This is a genomic window from Streptomyces sp. NPDC087901 (assembly GCF_044742205.1).
In the GTDB taxonomy this organism is placed as follows: Bacteria; Actinomycetota; Actinomycetes; order Streptomycetales; family Streptomycetaceae; genus Streptomyces.
Genome location: NZ_JBIUUC010000004.1, coordinates 261,608 through 285,235 on the forward strand (window position 1 = coordinate 261,608; position 23,628 = coordinate 285,235).

The following is a 23,628-nucleotide window of genomic DNA, read 5'->3' on the forward strand; positions in this document are numbered from 1 at the left end:
CCACGGTTCGGCCCGCCACGCGTCGGTTCGTCACGCACTTGGCCGTATGTCTTCCTGCTCCGCATCCGGCGGCCGGCCCGGGAAGCGGCAGGCGGCCGGCCCGGAAGGGGGCGCAATGGTGCAAGGGGTGTGTGTGGCGCAGCCGGGCCGGGCGCCGGGCGGGGTGGTCCGTGCAAGGATCGGGTGACGTCAGAGCAGACTTACGGAAGGCAGATCGTGGCCGAGCAGCTTTACGCCACCTTGAAGACCAATCAGGGCGACATCGAGATCCGGCTTCTGCCGAACCACGCGCCCAAGACGGTCAAGAACTTCGTCGAGCTCGCCACCGGTGAGCGCGAGTGGACCCACCCCGCGACCGGGGCCAAGTCCAAGGACCGGCTCTACGACGGCACCGTCTTCCACCGGGTCATCAGCGGTTTCATGATCCAGGGTGGCGACCCCCTGGGCAACGGAACCGGTGGCCCCGGGTACGAGTTCGGTGACGAGTTCCACCCCGACCTCGCCTTCACCAAGCCGTACCTGCTGGCGATGGCCAACGCGGGCCCGGGCACCAATGGCTCGCAGTTCTTCGTGACGGTGTCGCCGACCGCCTGGCTGACCGGCAAGCACACCATCTTCGGCGAGGTGGTGGACCCGGCGAGCCAGAAGGTGGTGGACGCCATCGCGGCCGCCCAGACCAATGACCGCACCGACCGTCCGGTGCAGGACGTGGTCATCGAGTCGGTCGTCGTCGAGAAGCGCTGATCGCCTGACGTCACCGTCCGGTCACCCTCCGGTCCTTCCGTCGGGAACCAACCGCCCTGTCCGTCCGTACTTGATATGAGAGCGGACGCGCAGGGCGGTGCCGTGCGTGCTCTGCCACGACACGAGGACCGAGGGGACCGGGAGTGATGGGACCGATGGACCAGCAGCCGCCGGGCGGCCAGGACCCGACCCCGCCGGTCGACGGTCCGGTCAGCTGCTACCGGCACCCGGACCGCGGGACGGCGATCCGCTGTACTCGCTGCGACCGCCCGATCTGCCCCGACTGCATGGTCAGCGCCTCGGTCGGCTTCCAGTGCCCGGACTGTGTGCGCCAGGGGTCCGGCACGGGACACCACCCGGCCGCGAGCCGGCCGCGTACGATCGCCGGCGGCACGGTCGCGGCCGACCCCCGGCTGGTCACCAAGATCCTGCTGGGGATCAACCTCGCCGTGTTCGTCGCGGTGCTGGCCGACAAGGCGCTGGTCGACGACCTGGTGCTGCTGGGCCGGGCCAATTTCTACTACGGAGGCCCGCCCGAAGGCGTCGCGGAGGGCCAGTGGTACCGGCTGGTGACGTCGATGTTCCTGCACCAGGAGGTGTGGCACATCGCCTTCAACATGCTGGGTCTGTGGTGGCTCGGCGGTCCGCTGGAAGCGGCGCTCGGCCGTGCCCGCTATCTCGCGCTCTATCTGCTCTCCGGGCTGGCCGGCAGCGCCCTGACCTACTGGCTTGCCGCGCCGAACCAGCCCTCCCTGGGTGCCTCGGGAGCCATCTTCGGTCTGCTGGGTGCCACCGTGGTGCTGATGCGCCGGCTGAACTACGACATGCGCCCGGTCTTCACGCTCCTGGCGATCAACCTGGTCATCACGTTCAACCCCTGGGGCGGAATCGCCTGGCAGGCGCATGTCGGGGGGCTGGTCGCCGGCGCGCTGATCGCGATCGGCATGGTGCACGCCCCACGCGAGCGGCGGAATCTCGTGCAGTACGGCACCTGTGCCGTGGCCCTGGCCGTGGTGATCCTGATCGTGGTCGTCAGAACGGCCGCGTTGACATAAGTGGCGACGCCACTAAGCCCGATTTGGACCGTTTGTGATCGAAGTTGTCCACAGCGTGCACGCGATCTTGTGCATCCTGCGGATATAACTGCGCCCCTTGTCGCTGAGCTGGATTTATCCAGCAAGGACAAGGGGCGTGCCGCCCACATCGGGGCCGGCTGCAGTCACACCGGCGTCAACGGCCGAGGAGTTATCCACAGATCGTCTGACCTTTTCCCCCGCCTGTGGATAACGCTGTGGGTAACTCAGGGCAGGGGTTGCGGGACGGGTGCCCGCTGTGGTCCTACGCGGTCTTCGGAGCTACTTCCACTGGGTCGAGACGCCGAAGCCGCCGGCGATGAAGCCGAAGCCGACGACGATGTTCCAGTTCCCCAGCGACGTGATCGGCAGGTCGCCGTCGGTCACGTAGAAAACGACGATCCAGGCCAGACCGATCAGGAACAGCGCCAGCATCACCGGCGCCACCCAACTGTGGTTGGTCAGCTTTATGTTGGTTGCCTGCTTCGCCGTAGGGGGCGTGAAGTCGGCCTTCTTGCGGATACGTGACTTCGGCACGAGGAACTCTCCTGTCGATGCGCTGCGTGACCGCGCAGGGAACTGTGGCTGGCGCCGGGGCTGGGCGCGAGGGGGAATGCTGCCTCCCCCGGGCGTCCGTTAGCGTAGTGCTTCCGTGGCACCGAAGGAGATAAGGGTACGTTGAGCAATTCTGCCGACTCTCCCCCAGGGCCGGTCCGGCGCACCTTCCGGCATCCGGCCAAAGTGCTCACCGCTGCCGTTTTCGCCCTGGCGGGCCTCATCTTCGTCACCAGCGCCAATACCGCCAAGGGCACCAATATCCGTACGGACTCCTCGTTGCTGAAACTCTCCGATCTCATTCAGGAACGCAGCCAGAAGAATGCCGCCCTGGACGAGTCCGCCGCCTCCGTGCGCGAGGAGATCGACACCCTCGCCCAGCGTGACGACGGCAGCACCAAGGCGGAGGACGCCAGGCTCAAGGCGCTGGAGCGCGCCGCAGGGACCGCGAAGCTCTCCGGCCGTGCGGTCTCCGTCACCCTCGACGACGCCCCGCCGAACGCCACCGCGAGTCCCGGCTACCCCGATCCGCAACCCAATGACCTGGTCATTCACCAGCAGGACCTGCAGGCGGTCGTCAACGCCCTGTGGCAGGGCGGTGCCCGCGGCATCAAGGTCATGGACCAGCGGCTGATCTCCACCAGCGCGGTGCGCTGCGTCGGCAACACCCTGATCCTCCAGGGGCGGGTCTACTCACCGCCGTACAAGATCACCGCCGTCGGTGATCCCGGAAAGCTGAAGGGGGCCCTCGACGCCTCCCCGGCGATCCAGAACTACCTGCTGTACGTGAAGGCGTACGGGCTCGGCTGGAAAGTCGATGAGTACGGGGCGGTGACTCTTCCCGGCTACTCGGGCACAGTGGATCTCCACTATGCGGAGCCGGTGAAGTAGCGAGCAGCTGCGGGGAGGCCGACCGGTGTCGGTGCGACTGATCGTCAGGACGTTCAGCGAACTGTGCATCACCGCAGGCGCCCTGATCATCCTCTTTGTGGTCTACATCCTGTTCTGGACCGGTGTGAAGGCCGCGGGCGCGACCGAGGGACAGATCGACGACCTGCAGAAACAGTGGGCGCAGGAGGCGGTGGCCGTACCCGCTCCCGCTCCCGCTCCCGCCCCCGCACCGTCGGCGTCGGAGTCACCGAAATCGCCCGCTCCGAAGGCCCCGGCCGCCAAGGCGCTCCGTGACGGCAAACCGTTCGCGATGCTCTACATACCCCGCTTCGGCAAGAGCTGGGAGCGGCCTGTCCTGGAGAACACCGAGGTCAAGACCTTGCAGAAGGGTCTCGGCCACTACCGTGGCACCGCCGGACCCGGTGAGACCGGGAACTTCGCGGTGGCCGGCCACCGGCGTACGTACGGCGATCCGTTCAAGGACTTCCCGAAGCTGCGCCCCGGCGACGCGGTGCTGGTGACGGACGGGACGACATGGTTCACGTACCGCATCGACAGGAAGCCGTACCGCACCGTCCCGAGTGATGTCGGCGTCATCGACCCGGTCCCCCGAAAGTCCGGCTTCGACGGGCCCGGCCGCTATCTGACACTGACCACCTGCGAGCCCGAGTGGGGCAGCAGCCACCGGCTGATCGCCTGGGCACACCTGGATGCGACGCAGCCCGTGACCGCCGGCAGACCGGCGGCTTTCCACAGCTGACCCACGGCTCTCGGGGCAGGCTCTAGTCTGGGTCCCGTACCTAATGGAGGGGTCAGCATGTACGGCTGGATCTGGCGGCATCTGCCGGGCAACGCGTGGGTGCGAGGGTTCATTTCGCTCGTGCTCGCCCTGGCGGTCGTCTATGTCCTGTTCCAGTACGTCTTCCCGTGGGCGGAGCCGCTGCTTCCGTTCGGCGATGTGACGGTGGACGGCGACGGCGCGAGCGCGATGGGGGCCCTTCGATGAGCGCCCGCATCCTGGTCGTGGACAACTACGACAGCTTCGTCTTCAACCTCGTCCAGTACCTCTACCAGCTGGGCGCCGAGTGCGAGGTGCTCCGCAACGACGAGGTGACCACGGCCCACGCCCAGGACGGATTCGACGGCGTCCTGCTCTCGCCCGGACCCGGCACCCCCGAGCACGCGGGCGTCTGCATCGACATGGTGCGGCACTGCGCGGCGACCGGTGTCCCGGTCTTCGGTGTCTGTCTGGGCATGCAGTCGATGGCAGTGGCCTACGGCGGCGTGGTCGACCGCGCCCCCGAGCTGTTGCACGGCAAGACGTCCCCGGTGCTCCACGAGGGCAGGGGCGTCTTCGCCGGACTGCCCTCACCGTTCACGGCGACCCGCTACCATTCGCTCGCCGCCGAGCCGGACACGGTTCCCGAGGAGCTGGAGGTCACCGCCAGGACGGCCGACGGCATCATCATGGGGCTGCGCCACCGGGAGCTGGCGGTCGAGGGAGTGCAGTTCCATCCGGAGTCGGTGCTCACCGAGTACGGCCACCTGATGCTGGCGAACTGGCTGGCGCAGTGCGGTGACGCCGGAGCCGTCGAGAGGTCGGCGGGACTCGCGCCGGTGGTGGGCAAGGCCGTCGCGTGACGCCACCCCGCCACGGTTCCGACGCCGGACGGGACGGCCCGTACGAACCGGGTGGGTTCGAGGCGGCGGGTGGGTTCGATGCCGCGGGTGCGTTCGAGGCCGCGGTGGACCACTTGGCGGATCCGCTGAACGATCCGTTGCCGGGGCAGCACGCATCGCCGTGGTTCCAGGCGGAAAGCGTTCCCGCTGCACCGGCGGCCACGGACGGCGCAGCGGCGGCAGAACCCGGCACCGGGACGGCATCGACGCAGGCGCCACACGGGCCGCAGGCGGCCCAGGACCCTCCGCGGGAGTGGTACGACCCCGAGGGCTACGAACGGGACTGGTACGGCCACCAGGAGCCCGCGCAGGCTCCGCCCGCCGCAGTGCCCACGGCCCCGTCCGCGGAGCCGCTCCGGCTCACCGACGAGACCGTCGCGCTGCGGACGGCGGACACCCGGCGCGCAGCCGTCGCCGACGGGGCGGCGACCGCGGTCCTGCCGGTGGTGGCTCCCCGCCCCGAACCGGAGCGCGATTCAGGAGCCGACGGATCCGGTGAAGCCGACGCGCCGGACACCTCCACTCCGGCCACCGGGGGGCGGGCGGAGCGGCGCCGCGCGGCGAAGGGCCGGGGCCGCAGGCGCGGCGACGGGCAGCCGGAGCCCGCGACGGCGGGGGCCGAAGGCACGGCCGGCACACCCCCGAAGCCGATGTCACGCGTCGAGGCGCGACGGGCCGCCAAGGCGGCCAAGGACAGCCCCGCGGTCGTCGTCAGCCGGGTGGTCGGCGAGCTGTTCATCTCGCTGGGCGTTCTGATGCTGCTGTTCGTCACCTACCAGCTGTGGTGGACGAACGTGCGCGCCGAACAGATCGCCGGCAAGGAGACGCACAAGATCCAGGACGACTGGGCCCACGGCAAACGCAGCCCCGGAGCGTTCGCGCCGGGTGAGGGCTTCGCCATCATCCACATCCCGAAACTCGACGTGGTCACGCCGATCGCCGAGGGCATCAGCAAGGAGAAGGTCCTCGACCGGGGGATGGTCGGGCACTACGGCGAGGAACCGCTGCGCACGGCGATGCCCTCGGACAAGCAGGGCAACTTCGCCCTGGCCGGCCACCGCAACACGCACGGCGAGCCCTTCCGCTACGTCAACCGGCTGACCCCCGGCGACAAGATCGTGGTGGAGACGCAGGATGCCTACTACACGTACGAGATGACGAGCGTCCTTCCCCAGACCTCACCGTCCAACGTGTCGGTCATCGGGGCGGTACCGCCGCAGTCGGGGTTCAAGAAGCCCGGCCGCTACATCACCCTGACGACCTGTACGCCCGAATTCACGAGTACGTACCGTTTGATCGTCTGGGGCAAGATGGTCGACGAACGGCCGCGCAGCAAGGGAAAGCCCGACGCGCTTCTGGACTGAGCGGGCCGAACGACATCACGACAGGGGCGGTGCGGTGGCAGCGAGGACCGAGGACGAAGAGCAGATCGGTGAGTCGGCGCCGCCGGTGCGGCCCAGGCGCCGTCATCCTGTCGCGACCGCCGTCAGTGTCTTCGGTGAACTCCTGATCACCTCGGGCCTGGTGCTGGGGCTCTTCGTCGTCTACTCCCTCTGGTGGACGAACGTGCTCGCCGACCGCGAGGCCACCAAGCAGAGCCACACCGTCCGCGACCGCTGGGCCGGCGGTCCGGGCGCGCTGGACACCAAGGACGGCATCGGCTTCCTGCACGTCCCCTCGATGAAGAACGGTGAGGTGCTCGTCAAGAAGGGCACCGACACCGAGAACCTCAACGACGGCATCGCCGGCTACTACACCGATCCGGTGAAGTCTGCGCTCCCCTCGGACAAGAAGGGGAACTTCACCCTGGCCGCCCATCGTGACGGCCACGGGGCGAAGTTCCACAACATCGACAAGGTGCGGACCGGGGACACGATCGTCTTCGAGACCAAGGACACCTGGTACGTCTACAAGGTCTTCAACGAACTGCCCGAGACGTCGAAGTACAACGTCGACGTGCTCCAGTCGGTCCCGAAGGGCTCGGGCGCGAAGAAGGCCGGCCGCTACATCACTCTGACGACGTGCACCCCCGTCTTCACGTCGAAGTACCGCTACATCGTCTGGGGCGAGCTGGTGCGTACGGAGAAGGTCGACCGCGACCGTACGAAGCCGGCGGAGCTGCTCTGATCCGGGTACCGACAAACGCAGGGCCCCGGTCACCGTTGAGGTGACCGGGGCCCTGCGTTGTGCCATGAATGCCGGCTAGCGGCCGTTGTTCCCGCCGAGGAGGTTGCCGTTCCCGTTCCCGCCCATGGTGGTGAGCGTGATGGTGGTGGCGGCCGGGTCGGCCTGGGTGCCCGGCTGTGGGTCGCTGCCGGTCACGATGGCTTTGTCGTCACCCGAGTTGCCTTCCGCGAACTGGATGTTGGTGAAGCCGGCCTGGGCCAGTTCCTGCTTGGCCTGGGACACCGGCTTCATCCTGACGTCCGGCACGGGAACCGTCGCGGGCTGCGTCGGGCCCTTGGACACCTTGAGGAGGATCGCGGTGTCCTTGCCCACCTTCTCGTTGGGCCCCGGGGTCTGGCCGACCACGATGCCCGCTTCCTTCTCGGCGTTGTCGACCTCGGACTTGCCGACATTCGTGAAGCCGAGTTGCGTGAGCTGGGCCAGCGCGGCGTCGTACTGACGGTCAGTCACGGGAGGCACCGTGAGCAGCTTCTCCGTGGCGACCGAGAGCTTCACCTCGGAGTTCTTCTCTGCCTTCGCGTTGCCCTTCGGCGTCTGATCCAGGACGGTCCCCGGATCCGCGTCGGCGGTCTCGACCGAATTAACGGTGACCGTGAACCCCTGGTCCTCAAGGACCTTGCGCGCGTTCTCCTCGGACTTCTCAGTGACGTCCGGGACGCTGACCTTCGGAGCACCGCTGGAGACGAAGACCGTGATGGTGTCGCCTTCCGAGACCGTCTGGTCCTTCGTCGGCGTCTGCCGGCAGATCTTGCCCGCGGGCTGCTCCTCGCACTCCTCCTTCGGGCCCTGCTTGAGGATGGTGCTGGTGTTGTCCGCGAGCAGCTTCGCTTCCTTGACGGTCGAGCCGACCATGTTCGGCGCCTTGAACGTGCCGTCGCCGCTGTCGCCGTCGCCGCCGAAGACCGCCTTGCCGATGAGGATCGCGCCGATCAGCACCAGGATGCCCGCGATGACCAGCAGGATCGTCGAGGTGTTGCCCTTCTTCTGCCGGCGGCGGTCGGGGCGGTCGTCGTAGCCGTAGCCGCCGTCGTCCGGGTTGACCGGCGGCAGCATCGACGTCCGGTCGCCGTGCTGGTCCGCGGCCCGCAGGGCGGTGGTGGGCTGGTCGTTGTCGTAACCGCCGTAGCCGCCGTAACCGGCCGCTCCCATCGCCGCGGTCGCCGCGACCGGCTGACCGTCGAGGCAGGCCTCGATGTCGGCGCGCATCTCGTCGGCCGACTGGTAGCGGTAGTCGGGGTCCTTGGTGAGGGCCTTCAACACGATCGCGTCCATCTCGGGCGTGATCTCGGGGTCGAAGTTGCTGGGCGGCTGAGGCTCTTCCCGTACGTGCTGGTAGGCCACCGCGACGGGTGAGTCCCCGACGAACGGCGGCCTGACGGCCAGCAGCTCGTAGAGCAGACAACCGGTGGAGTACAGGTCGGAGCGGGCGTCGACCTGCTCGCCCTTGGCCTGCTCCGGGGAGAGGTACTGGGCGGTTCCGATGACGGCCGCGGTCTGGGTCATCGTCATGCCGGAGTCGCCCATGGCGCGGGCGATGCCGAAGTCCATGACCTTGACCTGGCCGGTGCGCGTCAGCATGACGTTCGCCGGCTTGATGTCCCGGTGGACGATCTGGGCGCGGTGCGAGTACTCCAGCGCCTGGAGGATCCCGACGGTCATTTCGAGGGTGCGCTCGGGCAGCAGTCTGCGACCGGAGTGCAGGAGTTCCCTCAGTGTCGACCCGTCGACGTACTCCATGACGATGTACGGGATCGAGACCCCGTCGACGTAGTCCTCACCGGTGTCGTAGACCGCGACGATCGCCGGATGGTTGAGCGAGGCGGCGGACTGGGCCTCACGGCGGAACCGGGCCTGGAAGGACGGGTCGCGGGCGAGGTCCGCCCGGAGCGTCTTCACAGCTACGGTGCGGCCGAGCCGGGTGTCGTGAGCGAGGTAGACCTCGGCCATGCCACCACGGCCGAGCACCGAGCCCAGCTCGTACCGGCCGCCGAGGCGACGCGGCTCTTCCATAACTGTTCCAGCCCTCTCCGTCAGTCCTGACCGCACCGGTGTGCGGTCCGGCGGTGTGCTGTTCGCGCATACGCTACCGGCCGCGCACTACGTGATCAGCCCGCAGGCAATACCTGATACCTGACCGGTATCCCAATGTGCAGATACGGTGCCCGGTGTGAACGGCGTCACTTCTCGCCGTCGACGACCGCCTTCATGACGGCCCTTGCGATGGGGGCGGCCAGGCCGCCACCGGAGATGTTGTCGCGGACGGCGCTGCCGTCCTCGACGACCACGGCCACGGCGACGGGGGAGCCGCTGTCGGTCTTCGCGTACGAGATGAACCAGGCGTACGGCTTCTCGCTGTTGTTGAGGCCGTGCTGTGCGGTACCCGTCTTGCCGCCGACGGTGGCACCCGGGATCTTGGCGTTCGTACCCGTGCCGGACTCGACGACGGTCTCCATCATCTGCTGGAGTTTCTGGGCGTTCTCACCCGAGAGCGGCTGGCTGAGCTGCTCCTTCTCGTGGGTGTAGATGTCGTCCAGGCCGGGAGACTGACGCTTGGCGACCATGTACGGCTGCATCAGCTTGCCGTCGTTGGCGACTGCGGCGGCCACCATGGCCATCTGGAGCGGGGTGGCTCGGTTGGATGCCTGCCCGATGCCGGCCATGGCGTTCTGCGGGCGGTTGTCCTTGGGGTAGATGCTCGCGGCGGAGCGGACCGGGGTGAAGATCTCCTTGTTGAAGCCGAACTTGTCGGCCTCGTCGATCATCTTCTGGTTGCCCAGGTCATCGCTGATCTTGCCGAAGACGGTGTTGCAGGACATCCGCAGGGCTTCCCGGAGCGAGGCGTTCTCGCACGGAATGTTGCCCTCGTTGGCCAGGGGCTTTCCGGTGGTCAGCGGAAGGCGCCAGGGCAGCGGCGACTTCGTGGCCGCGTCGATGTCGGTGTAGAGCCCGTTCTCCAGAGCGGCGGCCGCGGTGACGACCTTGAAGGTCGAGCCGGGCGGGTAGGTCTCGCGCAATGCCCGGTTGAGCATCGGCTTGTCCTTGTCCTTCTGGAGCTTCTGCCAGGCCTTGGAGTCCTTGTCCGAGTTGCCCGCGAAGGTCGAGGGGTCGTACGAGGGGGTGCTGGCGAGCGCCAGGATGGCACCGGTCTGCGGGTCCAGGGCGGCGACGGCGCCCTTCTTGCTGCCGAGTCCCTCGAAGGCCGCCTTCTGGGCGGCGCCGTTGAGCGTGGTGACGACGTTGCCACCCTGCTTCTTGTCACCGGTGAACATCGACATGGTGCGGTCGAAGAAGAGCTGGTCGTCGTTGCCGGTGAGGATGCCGTCCTCGATGCTTTCGAGCTGTGTGGCGCCGAAGGCCTGCGAGGAGTAGCCGGTGACGGGGGCCCACATGGGGCCGTTCTGCCAGACCCGCTTGTACTTGAAGTCGCCGCTCTTGGTCTCGACGGACCCGGTGACGGACTTGCCGCCGTCCACGATGATGTTGCCGCGTTCGTTCGCGTACCGCTCGATGCGGACGCGGCGGTTCTCGTCGCGGGTGTTGAGCTCGTCGGCCCGCACGTACTGGAGGTAGTTGGTGCGGACGAGCAGGGCGAGGATGAGGATTCCGCAGAAGATCGCGATCCGGCGCAGGGGCTTGTTCACGGGCGGACCACCTGGGTCATCTCGGCGTCGGAGGACGGGGCGGGGGCGGGAGCGGGGCGGCGTGCCGTGTCACTGATCCGGATCAGAATCCCGATCAGCGCCCAGTTGGCGATCACCGACGAACCACCGGCGGCGAGGAACGGCATCGTCATACCGGTCAGCGGGATGAGGCCCATGACACCGCCGGCGACGACGAAGACCTGGATGGCGAAGGCGCCGGAGAGGCCGATCGCGAGGAGCTTGCCGAAGGGGTCGCGCGCGGCGAGTGCCGTACGGACGCCGCGCTCGACGATGAGGCCGTAGACCAGCAAAACAGCCATCATTCCAGCGAGACCGAGTTCTTCGCCGACCGTGGAGAGGATGAAGTCGGCGTTGGCGGCGAAGCCGATCAGGTCGGAGTGTCCCTGGCCCCAGCCGGTGCCCAGGGTGCCGCCGGATCCGAACGACATGATGGCGTTCGAGATCTGCTCGCAGGCGCCGCTCACGTCGGTGGAGTAGCAGGCGAAGGGGTCCTGCCAGGCGGTCACACGCGACTGCACGTGAGGTTCGAAGGTGGCGACGCCCACGGCCCCGGCCGCGGACATCAACAGGCCGAAGACGATCCAGCTGGTCCGCTCCGTCGCGACGTACAGCATGATGACGAAGAGGCCGAAGAACAGCAGGGACGTACCGAGGTCGGTCTCGAAGACCAGGATCAGGATCGACAGCGCCCAGATGACGAGGATCGGGCCGAGGTCTCGTCCGCGCGGCAGGTACAAGCCCATGAAGCGACGGCTGGCCAGGGCCAGGGCATCACGTTTGACCATGAGGTACCCGGAGAAGAAGATCGCGATGATGATCTTCGCGAACTCGCCGGGCTGGATGGAGAAGGGGCCCAGGCTGACCCAGATCTTCGCGCCGTTCACCGCGGGGAAGAACATCGGCATGATCAGCAGAACCAGGGCCCCCACCATCGAGATGTAGGTGTACCTCTGCAGGATGCGATGGTCCTTGAGGATCATCAGTACCGCGACCAGCAGTGCTACGCCGATCGCCGAGTACATCAGCTGCTTGGGGGCGTCTGGAGTGAACTTTCCCCATGCGGACTCGGCCCGGTCGATCAGCCGCTGCGACTGGTCCAGCCGCCAGATCAGCACCAGGCCCAGCCCGTTGAGCAGCGTGGCCAGGGGCAGCAGCAGCGGGTCCGCGTACGGGGCGAACTTGCGCACCACGAGGTGGGCCACGCCGCCGAGCAGGACCAGGCCGAGCCCGTATCCGAACATGCCGGAGGGCAGCGATCCATCGATGGCAAGCCCCACGTTGGCGTAGGCGAACACCGAGATGGCGATGGCGAAGATCATCATCATCAGTTCGGTGTTGCGCCGGCTCGGTGCGTCGATCGCGCCGATCGTGGTCGTGTTGGTGACAACGCTCATGGTGCTGAAGGCCCCCTACGGCTTTACTGCTTACCGCACTGCGGGACCAGCTTCTTCTCTTCCTCCGAGAGGCTGGGACCCGGAGTGGGAGTCGTTGAAGTCTGCTTGGTCTTGGTGGTGCCGGACGGCGTGGACGTCTTGGTGGCGTCCGTGTCCGTACCGCCTGCCTGGCCCTCGTCACTGGGCGCGTTCTTCTCGGCTGCGCGGCGCTGTGCGTCCTTCTTGCAGGCCGTGGCCTGGGTGGCGAGCTCGGTGATCTTCCGGCGGGCGTCGGCCAGGTTGCCCTCTGCGATCGTCGCCTCGACCCGCTTGCGCTGGTAGGGCGGGAGGTACTTGAGTTCGATCTCGGGGTGGTCCGTCTCGACCTTCGAGAGCGAGACCCATGCGAGGTCCTGGCTGATGCCGCGGTACAGCGCGACGTTGTCGTTCTTCGCGCCGACGAAGTACTGGGTCTGGGTCCAGCGGTAGCCGCCGTACAGACCGCCGCCGATGACCGCCAGGGCGAGCACGATGTACAGGGACCGCTTGAGCCACTTGCGGCCGCCGGGCTTGACGAAGTCGTCGTCGGAGTAGGACCCGAAGGACCCGTCCGGCATCCCGTCGTAGCCGACGTCGTCACCGCTGCCGGGAGGGCCGAAGCCGCCCGCGGGCGGCGGGACGGGGCGGCCGAGGCCGGCCGCGCGACCGGCTGGGGTCTCCATGGCGCCGCCGTCGTTCAGCTGGGCGGCCTGGTTCTCCGCGACGGCTCCGACGATGACCGGGGTGTCGTTGATCTGACCGGCCAGGCTGTCGTTGCTGTCCACGTCGAGGACGTCGGCGACGATGCAGGTGATGTTGTCCGGACCGCCGCCGCGCAGTGCGAGCTGGATGAGGTCCTGGATGGTCTCCTGCGGGCCCTGGTAGCTGGCGAGCGTCTCCTCCATCGTCTGGTGGGAGACGACGCCGGAGAGCCCGTCGGAGCAGATCAGATAGCGGTCGCCGGCCCGGACCTCACGGATGGAGAGATCGGGCTCGACGTGGTCGCCACTGCCCAGCGCGCGCATCAGCAGGGAGCGCTGCGGGTGGGTGGTGGCCTCCTCCTCGGTGATCCGGCCCTCGTCGACCAGCCGCTGGACCCAGGTGTGGTCCTGCGTGATCTGCGTCAGGACGCCGTCCCGCAGCAGATAGGCGCGCGAGTCGCCGACGTGTACGAGGCCGAGGCGCTGGCCCGTCCACAGGAGTGCGGTGAGCGTGGTGCCCATGCCCTCCAGCTGGGGGTCCTCCTCGACCATCATGCGCAGCTGGTCGTTGGCCCGCTGGACCGCCGTACCGAGCGAGGTGAGGATGTCGGAGCCGGGCACGTCGTCGTCGAGCTGGACGAGCGCGGAGATCACCTCGGAGCTGGCGACCTCACCGGCTGCCTGGCCGCCCATGCCGTCGGCGATGGCGAGCAGACGCGGTCCGGCATAGCCGGAGTCCTCGTTGCCCTCGCGGATCATGCCCTTGTGCGATCCGGCGGCGAAGCGCAGGGAAAGACTCATGCGCACCTCGCCCGTCGGTTCGGGGTACAGCCGGTCTCGAGCCACACTGCCCACCCTCCGGTCGGGAGCCCGGCCGGGTCCGATGCCCGGGCCACCGCGGCTCGCTCGCTCCGCTCGCTCATTGTCGTACTACTTCCGCAGCTCGATGACGGTCTTGCCGATCCGGATCGGCGCGCCCAGCGGAACAGGCGTCGGGGTGGTGAGACGGGTCCGGTCCAGATACGTGCCGTTGGTGGACCCGAGATCCTCGACGATCCACTGGCCGTCACGGTCGGGGTAGATCCTGGCATGCCTGCTGGACGCATAGTCGTCGTCCAGCACGATCGTTGAATCATGGGCCCGGCCCAGCGTGATGGTCTGCCCCTGGAGAGCCACCGTGGTGCCGGTGAGCGTCCCTTCGGACACGACCAGTTTGGTCGGTGCTCCCCGGCGCTGGCGGCCGGGCTGCTGGCGTTGCTGCGGCGGTGCCGCAGCGGTCTGGCGTGCCTGTGGAGGCCGTGCGTCAGCAGCAGTGCGGCGTGAGCCGCGCTGCGTGACGCGCGTTCCGAACAGGTCACTTCGAATGACCTGGACGGCCACGATCACGAACAGCCACAGAACAGCCAGGAATCCTAGCCGCATGACCGTAAGGGTCAGCTCTGACATTGCCCCCGCTTCACCCTTCGGCTTGCCGGTAAACGATGGTGGTGCTGCCCACGACGATCCGCGAGCCGTCGCGGAGCGTAGCGCGGGTTGTGTGCTGCCCGTCTACGACGATGCCGTTGGTGGACCCCAGATCCTGGATCGTCGAGGGAGTTCCGGTCCTGATCTCACAGTGCCGGCGGGAGACGCCGGGGTCGTCGATCCGTACGTCGGCGTCGGTACTGCGTCCCATCACCAGCGTCGGCCGAGAGATCTGATGGCGGGTGCCGTTGATCTCGATCCAGCGTCGCACCTGCGCGTTCGGCAGGGGGCTGGGGGTGGCCGGCGGACGCCGGTCGGGTCCCGGGGCTCCACCGTGCCTGGCGCCCGGCGGCGGGGCCGCGGGCATGGGCGGGGGGGAGCTGGGCGGGTAGCCGTAGCCGCCGGGAGCCTGGGGGCGCCCGGGCCCGGGGCGGGCGGGCGGTGCTGCCTGCTGTCCCGGGTGGTTCTGGAATCCCTGCTGGCCACCCTGGCCGGGCTGGTCGTGCTGTGACGAACTCGACGCCAGGGTGCGGCTGCGCACCCGGTAGAGGCCGGTGTCGAGATCGTCCGCCTTTTCCAGGTGGACCTTGATGGGTCCCATGAAGGTGTACCGCTGCTGCTTGGCGTAGTCCCTGACCAGCCCGGAGAGCTCGTCGCCCAGCTGGCCGGAGTACGGGCTGAGACGCTCGTAGTCAGGGGCGCTGAGCTCGACGATGAAGTCGTTGGGGACGACGGTCCGCTCGCGGTTCCAGATGGTGGCGTTGTTGTCGCACTCCCGCTGGAGGGCACCGGCGATCTCGACCGGCTGGACCTCGGACTTGAACACCTTGGCGAAGGTGCCGTTGACCAGACCTTCGAGACGCTGCTCGAAACGCTTCATGACTCCCATGGGGCACCTCCTCCGGTGTCGTCGTCCCTGTACTGCTTACTGATCGTATCCACGCGTCGGGAAATCGGCTGGTTCCCCTTGTCTGCACTGTGGATGAGTGTCCCCCCTCACACGGATCGTAGAGGCGGCCTCCTGACAGTGTCCCGCACCTTGGGTGCACTCAGGAGGAGTGGGGGGAGGCGGCTCCGGGTTCCCGGTTCCCTTCGGGCGTTCGGCGAAACAAACGGATGTGAATCCACCCTGTCCAGCGTGCTAATCTTCCGTTTGTCGCCAGGCGCTCACCACACAAGTGAGAGTCTGGAAACACCACTCATGCGCGAGTGGCGGAACGGCAGACGCGCTGGCTTCAGGTGCCAGTGTCCTTCGGGACGTGGGGGTTCAAATCCCCCCTCGCGCACAAGAAGGAAGCCCCACAGGCCAATGGCCTGTGGGGCTTCTTCAGTTCGGGGCCGGGTGGGTGCCTGGGGGTTTGGTTTCACGTGAAACGCCCGATTCGATCCCTCGGGCGAGGTCGGCGAAACGGGCTTACCGAAGACAGGAAGGGCCGGAGTCCACGGACTCCGGCCCTTCCTGTCTTCGCTGCCCTGCGTCCCGGGTTGCCTCGGCCGGTCTCGGGTCGTCTCGGATCGTCTCTAGCGGTCCTCGGGCCACCCTCGGGCCGTCTCTGGGTCTCAGGCGGCGAGGCGGGAGGCGAGGGCCTTGGCCTTCTCCGAGGCGTCGGTGAACGCCTTGGCGCGGGAGGAGTCGGCGAGCGGGATGAGCTCGGCCATCTGCGGATTGGTGTGGGCCAGGGTGAGCTCCGGGACGATGAAGTCGACCTCGGCGGCGAACATCGACGTCAGCAGCGTCTCCAGATAGTTCTGGACGAACTCGGAGTCCTCGCGCGGGGTGCCCGCCGCGTACGAGCCGCCGCGGCTGGCGACGACGGTGATCGGGGTGCCGGCCACCGGGCTGTCCGGGCCGACGTTGTGGCCGACGATGATCACGTGGTCGAGCCATGCCTTGAGCGTCGACGGAATCGTGAAGTTGTACATAGGGGCGCCGATCAGAACCGCGTCCGCGGCGGCGAGTTCCGCGGCGAGCTCGCCGCGCAGCGGGTGCTCGGCACCGGCTGCGGCGGCCTCGGCATTCAGGTGCGGAAGGGGCTCGGCGGCGAGGTCGCGGTAGACGACGGTCCCGTCGGGGTGCTGCTCGCGCCAGGTCTGCACGAACGCGGCGGTGACCTCGCGCGACGCGGAGCCCTGGGGGAAGACGGCGGAATCGAGGTGCAGGAGGGTGGCCATGAGGGTCTCCACGGTTCGGTGAGGAGCGGCGCGGTGCAGCGCCCGATATTTCGTACGTACCTAGTAATAACATAGTGGCTTACGAATAGTAAGCACCTCACGCGCACGCAGTACTCTGGGCAGATGGCGGATCACAGCGAGCAGGCGTGCAGGCGGGTGGACGTGGGGATCAGTCGCGTCTTCGAGCTGTTCGGTAAGCGCTGGACGGGGCCGATCGTCTCCGTGCTGATGCAACAGCCCGTGCACTTCGCCGACTTGAGGCGGGCCATTCCGGGCATCAGTGAGCGCATGCTCTCGGACCGGCTGACCGAACTGGGGGCGGCGGGCCTGGTGGTCCGCGAGGTCGACGAGGGGCCGCCGCTGCGGGTGTCGTACCGCCTGACGCAGGCCGGTGCCGCGATGGAGCCCGCGCTCAAGGAGCTGGGGAGCTGGGCCGAGACTCACCTGAAGGACGACCTCGGCGGTTGCTAGGCCTTGCCCGGGTGCCCCGCGGCCGGGAGCCCGGGGCGTGAGTCCGTGACTCAGTCGTTCGGTGTTTCCGGGCTGCTGGAGCTGCTCGTCGAGTTGTAGCGGAGCAGGTACGCGGCGAACCGGGCGAGGTCGTCCGCCGTCCATTCCGCGAGCCGTTCCTTGTAGGCGGCGCGACGGCTGGCCTGAGTCGAGGTGAGGGCCCGTGCGCCGGCCTCGGTGGGGTGCAGCACCTGGATGCGGTGATCATCCGGATCCGGGTGGCGTTCGACCAGGCCCAGTTTCTCCAGGGTGCCGATCTGGCGGCTGACCGTGGACTTGTCGAGCATGTAGTGCGCCGCCAGATCCGTGGCACGGCAACCGTGCCGGTCGTGGATGTGTGCCAGCAGTGTGTACGAGACCAGAGGCAGGTCGGGGTGGAGGCGCGCTGCGGCGGCGCGCGCCCGACGGGCGAAGGCGGTCAGTTCGCGCTGGATGACGTCCAGCGATTCTTCACGTTCTCCGGGTGTGCCTGGCACGGGCTGGCCTTCCTCGAAATTTAAGTTGTATAGTACAACGACATGAGAGTTGTAAAAGCCAACTATCTCTCGATTGTCTGGAGCGTTCCGATGTCCACAGGCCCGAGTGCCGCCGCCGGCTCCCAAGCTGCCGCACTGCGTCATGTGCTGAGCCATCTCGTCACGCCGCTGCTGATGTGCGTGGGCATGGGGCTGGCCTACCTCGGGGCGTTCCACGCCCCGGAGCCGCACGATCTGCGGGTGGACGTGGTCGGGTCGGGGCCGAGTGCGCAGGTGCTGGCCCAGACGCTTCAGGACAAGGGGGACGGGGCGCTGAGCGTCCATACGGTCGCCGACCGTGCCACGGCCGTCGACCACCTGAGGACGCAGGACAGCTACGGCGCCTATGTGCCCGGCGGGAGCCCGGAGCTGCTGGTGGCCACGGCATCCTCCGACACCAGCGCGACCGTGGTGGAGAAGGTATTCACCGAGGTGGCGGCCGGACAGGGTGCTCCGCTGAAGGTGACGAACACGGCTCCCACCGCGGACGGCGATCCGACCGGGCAGGGAATCTTCTTCCTGCTGGTCGCGGTGAGCATCGGCTCGTACGCGTCCGTCGCCGTGATCGGCGGGGCCGGCGCGGTGCTGGCGCTGCGGATTAGGGCCGCGCTGGCCGGCGCCGCGTCGCTCGTGGTGAGTGTTATCGGGGCGGTGTTCGCCGGGCCGCTCTTCGGGATCGTGGACCACGGGCTGGGAGGCGTGTGGGCGATGGCGTGGCTCTACTCGGCGGGCATTCTGCTGATCGGTGTCGGGCTGCACACCTTCCTCAAGCGGTGGACCACGCTCGGCGTCATGGTGCTGTTCGTGATGCTGAACTTCACCAGCTCCGGAGGCATCTTCCGGCCTGAACTGCAGCCCGGGTTCTTCGGCGCGCTGCACTCGTTCTGGAACGGGGCGGGGTTCATCGAAGGCGTCCGCAGCCATGTGTACTTCGGCGGGCACGCGCTCGGCGGACATCTGCTGGTACTCGGTCTCTGGTTCGTGGTGGGTGTCGCGGCGATGGCGCTGGCCGGTCTGGCCGAGCGGAAGCGGCGCGTGGACGCCGTGCCGCCCGCCGCGACGTCGGTGCCGGAACCGCACGATGTGCCGGCCGATACGGCCGCCGCAGCGCCGGTGCCGGGTCGGGGTGCGGCCCAGGGTGCGGCGGAGGCCGATGAGCGGGCGGAACAGCGGACGGAAGAGGAGATGGAGGAGGCCGTGGGCGTCTGAGCGGGGCTCTCGGACCGTCGTTCCGGCCGGTTCTTCGCCCGGGGCGAGGGCGGGGGTTGATGTTGTCCACAGGTGCTTCGGTCAGTTGTCCACAGGGGCAGACGGTCATCGGCGGACAGCGGTACCGTCTTCGGCAGTTGATGTTGGACCGGGACTCCGGACGCTGACCGCGGCGCCGGGTGCGGTCGGGGGAGGCTGCACGCCATGAGCGAGATCGAAGCGACGGTGCCGGTACAGCGGGCCGTGAAAGACGGTGCGCGGATTCCGGTCGTGCCCGGGTTCGCCCGCCGAACGGACCCGGGGGACCGGAGCGCACCGCTGTCGCCGAGGGACGCGGGCAAGGCACTGCGCCGGCACGTGCCCCGCTCCTCGCACAGTTCCCTGGCGCTGTCCGTGGAGCGGCCCGATGCGGTGCGGGCGGTCGAGGAGTCGAATCAGGGCCGGGTGCCGGGTCTCACACCGATACGGGTGGGGCGGATGGCCGCCACCCCGTTCGCGTTCCTGCGGGGTTCGGCGGGACTGATGGCCCATGACCTGGTGGGTACACCCGTCACCGGAGTGGCCGCTCAGCTGTGCGGTGACGCGCACGCGGCGAATTTCGGGCTGTACGGCGATGCCCGGGGCAGCCTGGTCATCGACCTGAACGACTTCGACGAGACCGTGGCCGGCCCCTGGGAGTGGGACCTCAAGCGTCTCGCCACCTCGCTGGTGCTCGCGGGGCGCGAGGCCGGTGCGGACGAGGAAACCTGCCGCAGGGGCGCGTACGACACGGTGGGCGCGTACCGGCGGACCATGCGGCTGCTGGCACGGCTGCCCGCGCTCGACGCGTGGAATGCCATCGCCGACGAGGAACTGGTCTCGCACACGGACGCGCGGGATCTTCTGGGCACCCTGGAGCGGGTGTCGGAGAAGGCGCGCAACAACACCAGCGCCCGCTTCGCCGCGAAGTCCACGGAGGACTCCGGGGACGGCGGGCGCCGGTTCGTCGACGCGCCCCCTGTGCTGCGTCGGGTGCCGGACGCGGAGGCCGCGGCCGTGGCGGCGGGGCTGGGCGACTATCTGGGCACCGTCTCGGAGGACCGGGTGCCGCTGCTGGCCCGGTACGCGATCCACGATGTGGCGTTCCGGGTGGTCGGCACGGGGAGCGTGGGCACTCGGTCGTACGTGGTGCTGCTGCTGGATCACCGGGGTGAGCCGCTGGTCCTGCAGGTGAAGGAGGCCAGGCCGTCGGTGCTGGCGCCCTATCTGCCCGCCGTGGGCTTCGATGTGCCCGAGGTGGGGCACGAAGGGCGACGGGTGGTGCTCGGACAGAAGCGGATGCAGGTCGTCAGCGACATCCTGCTGGGCTGGGCGACCGTGGAGGGCCGGCCCTTCCAGGTGCGGCAGTTCAGGAACCGGAAGGGCAGCGTCGACCCGGCAGCGCTGGAGTCCGACCAGGTCGACGACTACGGCCGGATGACCGGTGCGCTGCTGGCGCGGGCACATGCGCACAGCGCCGATCCGCGGCTGATCGCGGGGTACTGCGGGAAGAATGACGAGCTGGACGAGGCGGTGGCGGCCTTCGCGGTGACGTATGCGGACCGTACCGAGGCGGACCACGCGGAGCTGGTGCAGGCCATCGGCGCAGGGCGGATAGCCGCTGAGCAGGGGGTGTGAGGCCTGCCGTGCGGATGGTGTGACGCCCGCTGTGTGTGTGGGGGTGAGGCCCGGTGTGGGGGGTGTGAGGCCTGCCCTGTGAGGGGTGTTGACCCTCGCTGTGGCGGAGGTGCGAGGCCCGCTGCGTGAGGGCGTGAGGTCTGCTGTGGTGACCGCGTGTCCTCGGCACGCGGGCGGTGGCCATACGCTGGACGGGTGACCCACGAAGCCCCCGGGGTACCGACCACCCGGAACGACGATGCCAGGCAGGACGACGCCCAGCAGGACGAGCAGCCCGGCTCCCCTGCCGCTGTGTCCTCCGACGGCGACAGCGCCGCGGGAGATGCCGCAGCCGGTGAGACGTCCGGTGCTGCCGCCGATACGGCCGCAACAGGTGAGACCACGGAGCAGGCGCGTCCCGAGGCACGGCTGGCGCATGCCGTGCGGGTGGCCGAGCAGGCTCTGATCGAGTTCGAGATCGCGGTCGAGACGTTCCGGGTCGAGGTCGAGAACTTCTCCCGGCTGCATCACCAGCGGCTGGGCCCGATGTACGCGCGGCTCGACGAGCTCGACGCGCAGATCGCCGAGGCGCGGGCCGCGAGAACGGGCGATCCTGAGGATCTGCGCAAGGCACAGGACGCACGCTCGCTCGTGATGCCCATGCCGGGCGTCGACGAGCTGTTCCACGACTGGATCGATTCCGACGGGCTGTCCCCCGAGGCGTCGGCCATGCTGACCGAGCAGCCGGTCCGGCCGCCGAAGCGGGTCCGGCCTACCGACGAGGCACGCAAGCTGTACCGCGAGCTGGCGCGCAAGGCCCACCCGGACCTCGCCCAGGACGAGAACGAGCGGGCTCGCCGGGACGAGTTCATCACCCGCGTCAATGCCGCATACGGGCGTGGGGACGAGGCGCTGCTCAAGGAGCTGGCCCAGGAGTGGGCGGCCGGGCCGGTCCTGCCCGAGGCGGAGCTCAGCGAGGCCGATGAGCTCTACGCCCGGCTGGACTGGCTGACCCAGCGCAAGGAACTGCTGACGGTGCTCGCCCAGGAGCTGGAGCAGAGCGCGATCGGCGCCATGCTGAGGATGGCGCCGGATGATCCGGATCACCTGCTGGAAGAGATCGCCGAGCAGCTGCTCGGCGAGGTGTCGCAGCGTGAGACCGAGCTGGCAGGCCTGGCGCACTGAGTTTCGCCCTCGCCCTTGGGGCGGGGATTCCTGCCACGGTCGGCTGACCGTTTCGGTGGGTTTCTGCTTCATGCGCGCTGGGCCCGGCACTACTGGCGGGCACAGCGCCTACGGCGTGGCTCTCCTTCGTCGGGCCGGCGGGCGGACGCCACTGCCCGTCGTCCGCCCGTACATCGAGCAGCAGGACGGACCGCTCCCGCCTGTCGCTCGGCGCAGTGCTCGGAATCGCTTCACCGCCGGGCCGAAGCCCGATGCGCTGCGGCTGGTTCCGGTAGCGTTTCCGGTGACTTCAGTGCGCATTTGAACGAGAGAAGGCATGACCCATGAATTTCGCCCCGCTTCCCGCGGTCGACGTCACGGCGGTGCCGGCGGACGGCTTCGTGCTGGACGTCCGGGAGGACGACGAATGGGCGGCCGGGCATGTAGACGGCGCCCTGCACATTCCGATGAGTGACTTCGTGGGCCGGTTCGGTGAGCTGACCGAAGCGGCGGAGGACGGCCGGCCCGTGCACGTGATGTGCCGGGTCGGCGGCCGGTCCGCCCAGGTCACCCAGTACCTGGTGCAGCAGGGCATCGATGCCGTGAACATCGACGGCGGCATGCTCGCCTGGGACGCTGCGGGCCGCCCGATGGTCACCGACAACGGCACCCCCGCCTTCGTCGTCTGACCTCGCTCTTCATCTGTCCGGCGGGCCCGGGTCCTCGTCGAGAGGTCCCAGGCTCTGTCGTCGGGCCGGGCCAGGGTTATGTCGCGTCGCCCGGCAGGGCTGTGGACGTTCCGGGCCATGCTCGTTCGTGGCTGGGCCGGCGGTGTCAGTCGAGGGGGTGTGCGGCCAGCAGGTCGCCCAGGGCCTCTTCGTGGGCCGCTGCCGGCCCGAGGGAGAGCTCGATCTGCTTCGCCCAGGCGTGGAAGCGGTGCAAGGGGTAGTCGGTGTCCGCGCCGAAACCGCCGTGCAGGTGCTGCGCCGTCTGCACGACCCGGCGGACCCCGTCGGACGCCCAGATCTTCGCCACCGCGACATCGCCTGCGGGTGGCAGCGCGCCGGTCCCGCCGACGTCGATCCGCCAGGCCGCCTGCCAGAGGGTCACCTCCATGGCCCGCAGGTCGATATAGCGGTCCGCAGCCTGTACGGCGACGGATTGGAAGGTCGCCACGGGGAAGCCGAACTGCTCGCGCTTGCCCGTGTACTCGCTCGTCATGGCCAGGACGGCCTCGCCGAGACCCAGCGCGAGTGCACACGTACCGGTGGTGAGCAGGGAGCGAAGCCACTCCCAGGCATCGGCGGCGTCGATCAGCTGGCGGGACTCGATCCGTACCGCCTCCAGCCCCACCTCGCCGAACAGCTCACCGTTGGTGGAGACCTGCTCGGCGATGGTGAGACCTTCGTGGCCGCGGCGGACCAGGGCCAGGACGGCCCGGCCGTCCCCGGTGTGGGCGGGCACCGCGATCCAGTCCGCGGCCTGGGCCCACGGCACCGCCGACTGCACCCCGTCGAGTATCCAGTGCGCCCCGACGCCGGTGCCGCTGTCGTCGGCGTCCAGACGTGCGGTGACGGCGAGTTCGGCCGGGTCGTGGCCGGTGCGGCCGTTTGCGCCGACTGTCAGCACCAGGTCCCCCCGGCCGATGCCCGGCAGGAGCTCTGCCGCCAGACCCCGGTCGCCGTAACGCTGGAGCGCCATCGCGACCGCGCACGTCTCCAGCAACGGGACCCGGGCGAGAACCTTCGCGGACTCGCGCAGCACCAGGCAGAGCGCGACCAGATCGAGGCCCGCCCCGCCGTGCTCCGGAGCCAGCGTCAGACTCAGCAGGTCGCCGGCGGCGAGTCCGGCCCACAGCGGCCGGTCGAAGTCCTCGGCCACCGCCCCCGGTACGAGCGCGGGGCTGGGCACCGCATCGACGGCGACGCCCGAGAAAACGGCACGTGCCGCCTCGATGGCTGCCTGCTGTTCCTCGGTGAAGGTGAAGTCCACTGTCCTGGCCTCCCGCGAACCGCTGCGCCCGTACCCGAACCTGACGGATCGTCAAGATAGAA

General features: G+C 68.7%; 23 protein-coding genes and 1 tRNA gene. 14 read left to right on the forward strand and 10 right to left on the reverse strand.

The window, feature by feature from the left end; all coding sequences use genetic code 11:
- The first annotated feature begins 216 nt into the window (after nucleotides 1–216).
- On the forward strand, nucleotides 217–744 hold the full coding sequence (locus ACIOEW_RS14900) for a peptidylprolyl isomerase (protein ID WP_362539951.1): 528 nt from the start codon (nucleotides 217–219) through the stop codon (nucleotides 742–744).
- Between the two features lie 155 nt (nucleotides 745–899).
- Complete coding sequence (locus ACIOEW_RS14905; RefSeq protein ID WP_401964117.1) at nucleotides 900–1,799, forward strand: rhomboid family intramembrane serine protease; 900 nt, start codon at nucleotides 900–902, stop codon at nucleotides 1,797–1,799.
- 300 nt (nucleotides 1,800–2,099) lie between these two features.
- Here the strand turns inward: ACIOEW_RS14905 and crgA are convergent, their stop codons facing one another.
- Nucleotides 2,100–2,354, reverse strand: a complete 255-nt coding sequence (crgA, locus tag ACIOEW_RS14910) for a cell division protein CrgA (protein ID WP_362539946.1) — start codon at nucleotides 2,352–2,354, stop codon at nucleotides 2,100–2,102.
- Nucleotides 2,355–2,495: 141 nt separating this feature from the next.
- Between crgA and ACIOEW_RS14915 the strand changes: the two genes are divergently transcribed.
- Genes ACIOEW_RS14915 through ACIOEW_RS14940 form a run of 6 tightly spaced genes read left to right on the forward strand, consistent with a single transcriptional unit; the run spans nucleotide 2,496 to nucleotide 7,070 of the window.
- The gene (locus ACIOEW_RS14915; RefSeq protein WP_401964119.1) at nucleotides 2,496–3,263 is read left to right on the forward strand and encodes a DUF881 domain-containing protein; all 768 of its coding nucleotides are present in this window, start codon (nucleotides 2,496–2,498) and stop codon (nucleotides 3,261–3,263) included.
- 25 nt (nucleotides 3,264–3,288) lie between these two features.
- Complete coding sequence (locus ACIOEW_RS14920) at nucleotides 3,289–4,023, forward strand: class E sortase (protein WP_401964120.1); 735 nt, start codon at nucleotides 3,289–3,291, stop codon at nucleotides 4,021–4,023.
- Between the two features lie 57 nt (nucleotides 4,024–4,080).
- Nucleotides 4,081–4,269, forward strand: a complete 189-nt coding sequence (locus ACIOEW_RS14925; protein ID WP_326737391.1) for a hypothetical protein — start codon at nucleotides 4,081–4,083, stop codon at nucleotides 4,267–4,269.
- On the forward strand, nucleotides 4,266–4,904 hold the full coding sequence (locus tag ACIOEW_RS14930) for an aminodeoxychorismate/anthranilate synthase component II (protein ID WP_362539938.1): 639 nt from the start codon (nucleotides 4,266–4,268) through the stop codon (nucleotides 4,902–4,904). Before ACIOEW_RS14925 ends, ACIOEW_RS14930 begins: the two co-directional genes overlap by 4 nt.
- On the forward strand, nucleotides 4,901–6,307 hold the full coding sequence (locus ACIOEW_RS14935) for a class E sortase (RefSeq protein ID WP_401964122.1): 1,407 nt from the start codon (nucleotides 4,901–4,903) through the stop codon (nucleotides 6,305–6,307). Before ACIOEW_RS14930 ends, ACIOEW_RS14935 begins: the two co-directional genes overlap by 4 nt.
- Nucleotides 6,308–6,341: 34 nt before the next feature.
- The gene (locus ACIOEW_RS14940) at nucleotides 6,342–7,070 is read left to right on the forward strand and encodes a class E sortase (protein WP_362539933.1); all 729 of its coding nucleotides are present in this window, start codon (nucleotides 6,342–6,344) and stop codon (nucleotides 7,068–7,070) included.
- 75 nt (nucleotides 7,071–7,145) lie between these two features.
- On the opposite strand, the gene pknB is transcribed toward ACIOEW_RS14940, so the two are convergent.
- From pknB to ACIOEW_RS14970, 6 genes are all read right to left on the reverse strand, one after another.
- A complete protein-coding gene (gene pknB, locus ACIOEW_RS14945) occupies nucleotides 7,146–9,140 on the reverse strand; it encodes a Stk1 family PASTA domain-containing Ser/Thr kinase (protein WP_401964124.1) in 1,995 nt (664 codons plus the stop codon).
- 167 nt (nucleotides 9,141–9,307) lie between these two features.
- Nucleotides 9,308–10,771, reverse strand: coding sequence for a penicillin-binding transpeptidase domain-containing protein (locus ACIOEW_RS14950; protein WP_401964126.1), 1,464 nt, complete (start codon nucleotides 10,769–10,771; stop codon nucleotides 9,308–9,310).
- Nucleotides 10,768–12,186, reverse strand: a complete 1,419-nt coding sequence (locus ACIOEW_RS14955; protein WP_401964128.1) for an FtsW/RodA/SpoVE family cell cycle protein — start codon at nucleotides 12,184–12,186, stop codon at nucleotides 10,768–10,770. The genes ACIOEW_RS14950 and ACIOEW_RS14955 overlap by 4 nt, the downstream gene beginning before the upstream one ends.
- 23 nt (nucleotides 12,187–12,209) lie before the next feature.
- Complete coding sequence (locus tag ACIOEW_RS14960) at nucleotides 12,210–13,706, reverse strand: Stp1/IreP family PP2C-type Ser/Thr phosphatase (RefSeq protein ID WP_401964130.1); 1,497 nt, start codon at nucleotides 13,704–13,706, stop codon at nucleotides 12,210–12,212.
- A gap of 129 nt (nucleotides 13,707–13,835) precedes the next feature.
- On the reverse strand, nucleotides 13,836–14,351 hold the full coding sequence (locus ACIOEW_RS14965; protein WP_266780367.1) for an FHA domain-containing protein: 516 nt from the start codon (nucleotides 14,349–14,351) through the stop codon (nucleotides 13,836–13,838).
- Between the two features lie 10 nt (nucleotides 14,352–14,361).
- Nucleotides 14,362–15,258, reverse strand: coding sequence for an FhaA domain-containing protein (locus ACIOEW_RS14970; protein ID WP_401964133.1), 897 nt, complete (start codon nucleotides 15,256–15,258; stop codon nucleotides 14,362–14,364).
- A gap of 314 nt (nucleotides 15,259–15,572) precedes the next feature.
- On the opposite strand from ACIOEW_RS14970, the gene ACIOEW_RS14975 reads away from it, so the two are divergent.
- A tRNA-Leu gene (locus ACIOEW_RS14975) sits at nucleotides 15,573–15,655 on the forward strand.
- Nucleotides 15,656–15,929: 274 nt separating this feature from the next.
- Here ACIOEW_RS14975 and ACIOEW_RS14980 read toward each other — a convergent pair.
- On the reverse strand, nucleotides 15,930–16,541 hold the full coding sequence (locus ACIOEW_RS14980) for an NAD(P)H-dependent oxidoreductase (RefSeq protein ID WP_362539918.1): 612 nt from the start codon (nucleotides 16,539–16,541) through the stop codon (nucleotides 15,930–15,932).
- A 123-nt stretch (nucleotides 16,542–16,664) separates the two neighbouring features.
- Between ACIOEW_RS14980 and ACIOEW_RS14985 the strand changes: the two genes are divergently transcribed.
- Nucleotides 16,665–17,012 carry a helix-turn-helix domain-containing protein gene (locus ACIOEW_RS14985; RefSeq protein WP_326660046.1) on the forward strand — a complete coding sequence of 116 codons (348 nt, stop codon included), beginning with the start codon at nucleotides 16,665–16,667 and terminating at the stop codon, nucleotides 17,010–17,012.
- A gap of 50 nt (nucleotides 17,013–17,062) precedes the next feature.
- Here ACIOEW_RS14985 and ACIOEW_RS14990 read toward each other — a convergent pair whose 3' ends face one another.
- Nucleotides 17,063–17,527, reverse strand: coding sequence for a MarR family winged helix-turn-helix transcriptional regulator (locus tag ACIOEW_RS14990; protein ID WP_362539915.1), 465 nt, complete (start codon nucleotides 17,525–17,527; stop codon nucleotides 17,063–17,065).
- A gap of 90 nt (nucleotides 17,528–17,617) precedes the next feature.
- On the opposite strand from ACIOEW_RS14990, the gene ACIOEW_RS14995 reads away from it, so the two are divergent.
- The 4 genes from ACIOEW_RS14995 to ACIOEW_RS15010 all read left to right on the forward strand — a co-directional run bounded on the left by ACIOEW_RS14995 (nucleotide 17,618) and on the right by ACIOEW_RS15010 (nucleotide 22,263).
- Nucleotides 17,618–18,775: a hypothetical protein gene (locus ACIOEW_RS14995; protein ID WP_401964136.1), complete on the forward strand. Its 1,158-nt coding sequence runs from the start codon at nucleotides 17,618–17,620 to the stop codon at nucleotides 18,773–18,775.
- Nucleotides 18,776–18,979: 204 nt separating this feature from the next.
- Nucleotides 18,980–20,431, forward strand: a complete 1,452-nt coding sequence (locus tag ACIOEW_RS15000) for a DUF2252 domain-containing protein (protein ID WP_401964138.1) — start codon at nucleotides 18,980–18,982, stop codon at nucleotides 20,429–20,431.
- Between the two features lie 195 nt (nucleotides 20,432–20,626).
- Nucleotides 20,627–21,595 carry a J domain-containing protein gene (locus tag ACIOEW_RS15005; protein WP_362539906.1) on the forward strand — a complete coding sequence of 323 codons (969 nt, stop codon included), beginning with the start codon at nucleotides 20,627–20,629 and terminating at the stop codon, nucleotides 21,593–21,595.
- A 323-nt stretch (nucleotides 21,596–21,918) separates the two neighbouring features.
- Nucleotides 21,919–22,263 carry a rhodanese-like domain-containing protein gene (locus ACIOEW_RS15010; RefSeq protein ID WP_401964140.1) on the forward strand — a complete coding sequence of 115 codons (345 nt, stop codon included), beginning with the start codon at nucleotides 21,919–21,921 and terminating at the stop codon, nucleotides 22,261–22,263.
- A 145-nt stretch (nucleotides 22,264–22,408) separates the two neighbouring features.
- Here ACIOEW_RS15010 and ACIOEW_RS15015 read toward each other — a convergent pair whose 3' ends face one another.
- Nucleotides 22,409–23,566, reverse strand: a complete 1,158-nt coding sequence (locus ACIOEW_RS15015) for an acyl-CoA dehydrogenase family protein (RefSeq protein WP_401964141.1) — start codon at nucleotides 23,564–23,566, stop codon at nucleotides 22,409–22,411.
- Nucleotides 23,567–23,628 lie beyond the last annotated feature (62 nt).

Excerpts from the sequence above, each read along its gene's own strand:
- ACIOEW_RS14985 (WP_326660046.1), top strand. The coding sequence starts at position 16,665 with ATGGCGGATCACAGCGAGCAGGCGTGCAGGCGGGTGGACGTGGGGATC.
- ACIOEW_RS14995 (WP_401964136.1), top strand. The coding sequence starts at position 17,618 with ATGTCCACAGGCCCGAGTGCCGCCGCCGGCTCCCAAGCTGCCGCACTG.
- ACIOEW_RS14925 (WP_326737391.1), top strand. The coding sequence starts at position 4,081 with ATGTACGGCTGGATCTGGCGGCATCTGCCGGGCAACGCGTGGGTGCGA.
- ACIOEW_RS14980 (WP_362539918.1), bottom strand. The coding sequence starts at position 16,541 with ATGGCCACCCTCCTGCACCTCGATTCCGCCGTCTTCCCCCAGGGCTCC.
- pknB (WP_401964124.1), bottom strand. The coding sequence starts at position 9,140 with ATGGAAGAGCCGCGTCGCCTCGGCGGCCGGTACGAGCTGGGCTCGGTG.
- ACIOEW_RS14970 (WP_401964133.1), bottom strand. The coding sequence starts at position 15,258 with ATGGGAGTCATGAAGCGTTTCGAGCAGCGTCTCGAAGGTCTGGTCAAC.
- ACIOEW_RS15010 (WP_401964140.1), top strand. The coding sequence starts at position 21,919 with ATGAATTTCGCCCCGCTTCCCGCGGTCGACGTCACGGCGGTGCCGGCG.
- ACIOEW_RS14960 (WP_401964130.1), bottom strand. The coding sequence starts at position 13,706 with ATGAGTCTTTCCCTGCGCTTCGCCGCCGGATCGCACAAGGGCATGATC.
- ACIOEW_RS14905 (WP_401964117.1), top strand. The coding sequence starts at position 900 with ATGGACCAGCAGCCGCCGGGCGGCCAGGACCCGACCCCGCCGGTCGAC.
- ACIOEW_RS14955 (WP_401964128.1), bottom strand. The coding sequence starts at position 12,186 with ATGAGCGTTGTCACCAACACGACCACGATCGGCGCGATCGACGCACCG.
- ACIOEW_RS15000 (WP_401964138.1), top strand. The coding sequence starts at position 18,980 with ATGAGCGAGATCGAAGCGACGGTGCCGGTACAGCGGGCCGTGAAAGAC.
- ACIOEW_RS14930 (WP_362539938.1), top strand. The coding sequence starts at position 4,266 with ATGAGCGCCCGCATCCTGGTCGTGGACAACTACGACAGCTTCGTCTTC.
- ACIOEW_RS14965 (WP_266780367.1), bottom strand. The coding sequence starts at position 14,351 with ATGTCAGAGCTGACCCTTACGGTCATGCGGCTAGGATTCCTGGCTGTT.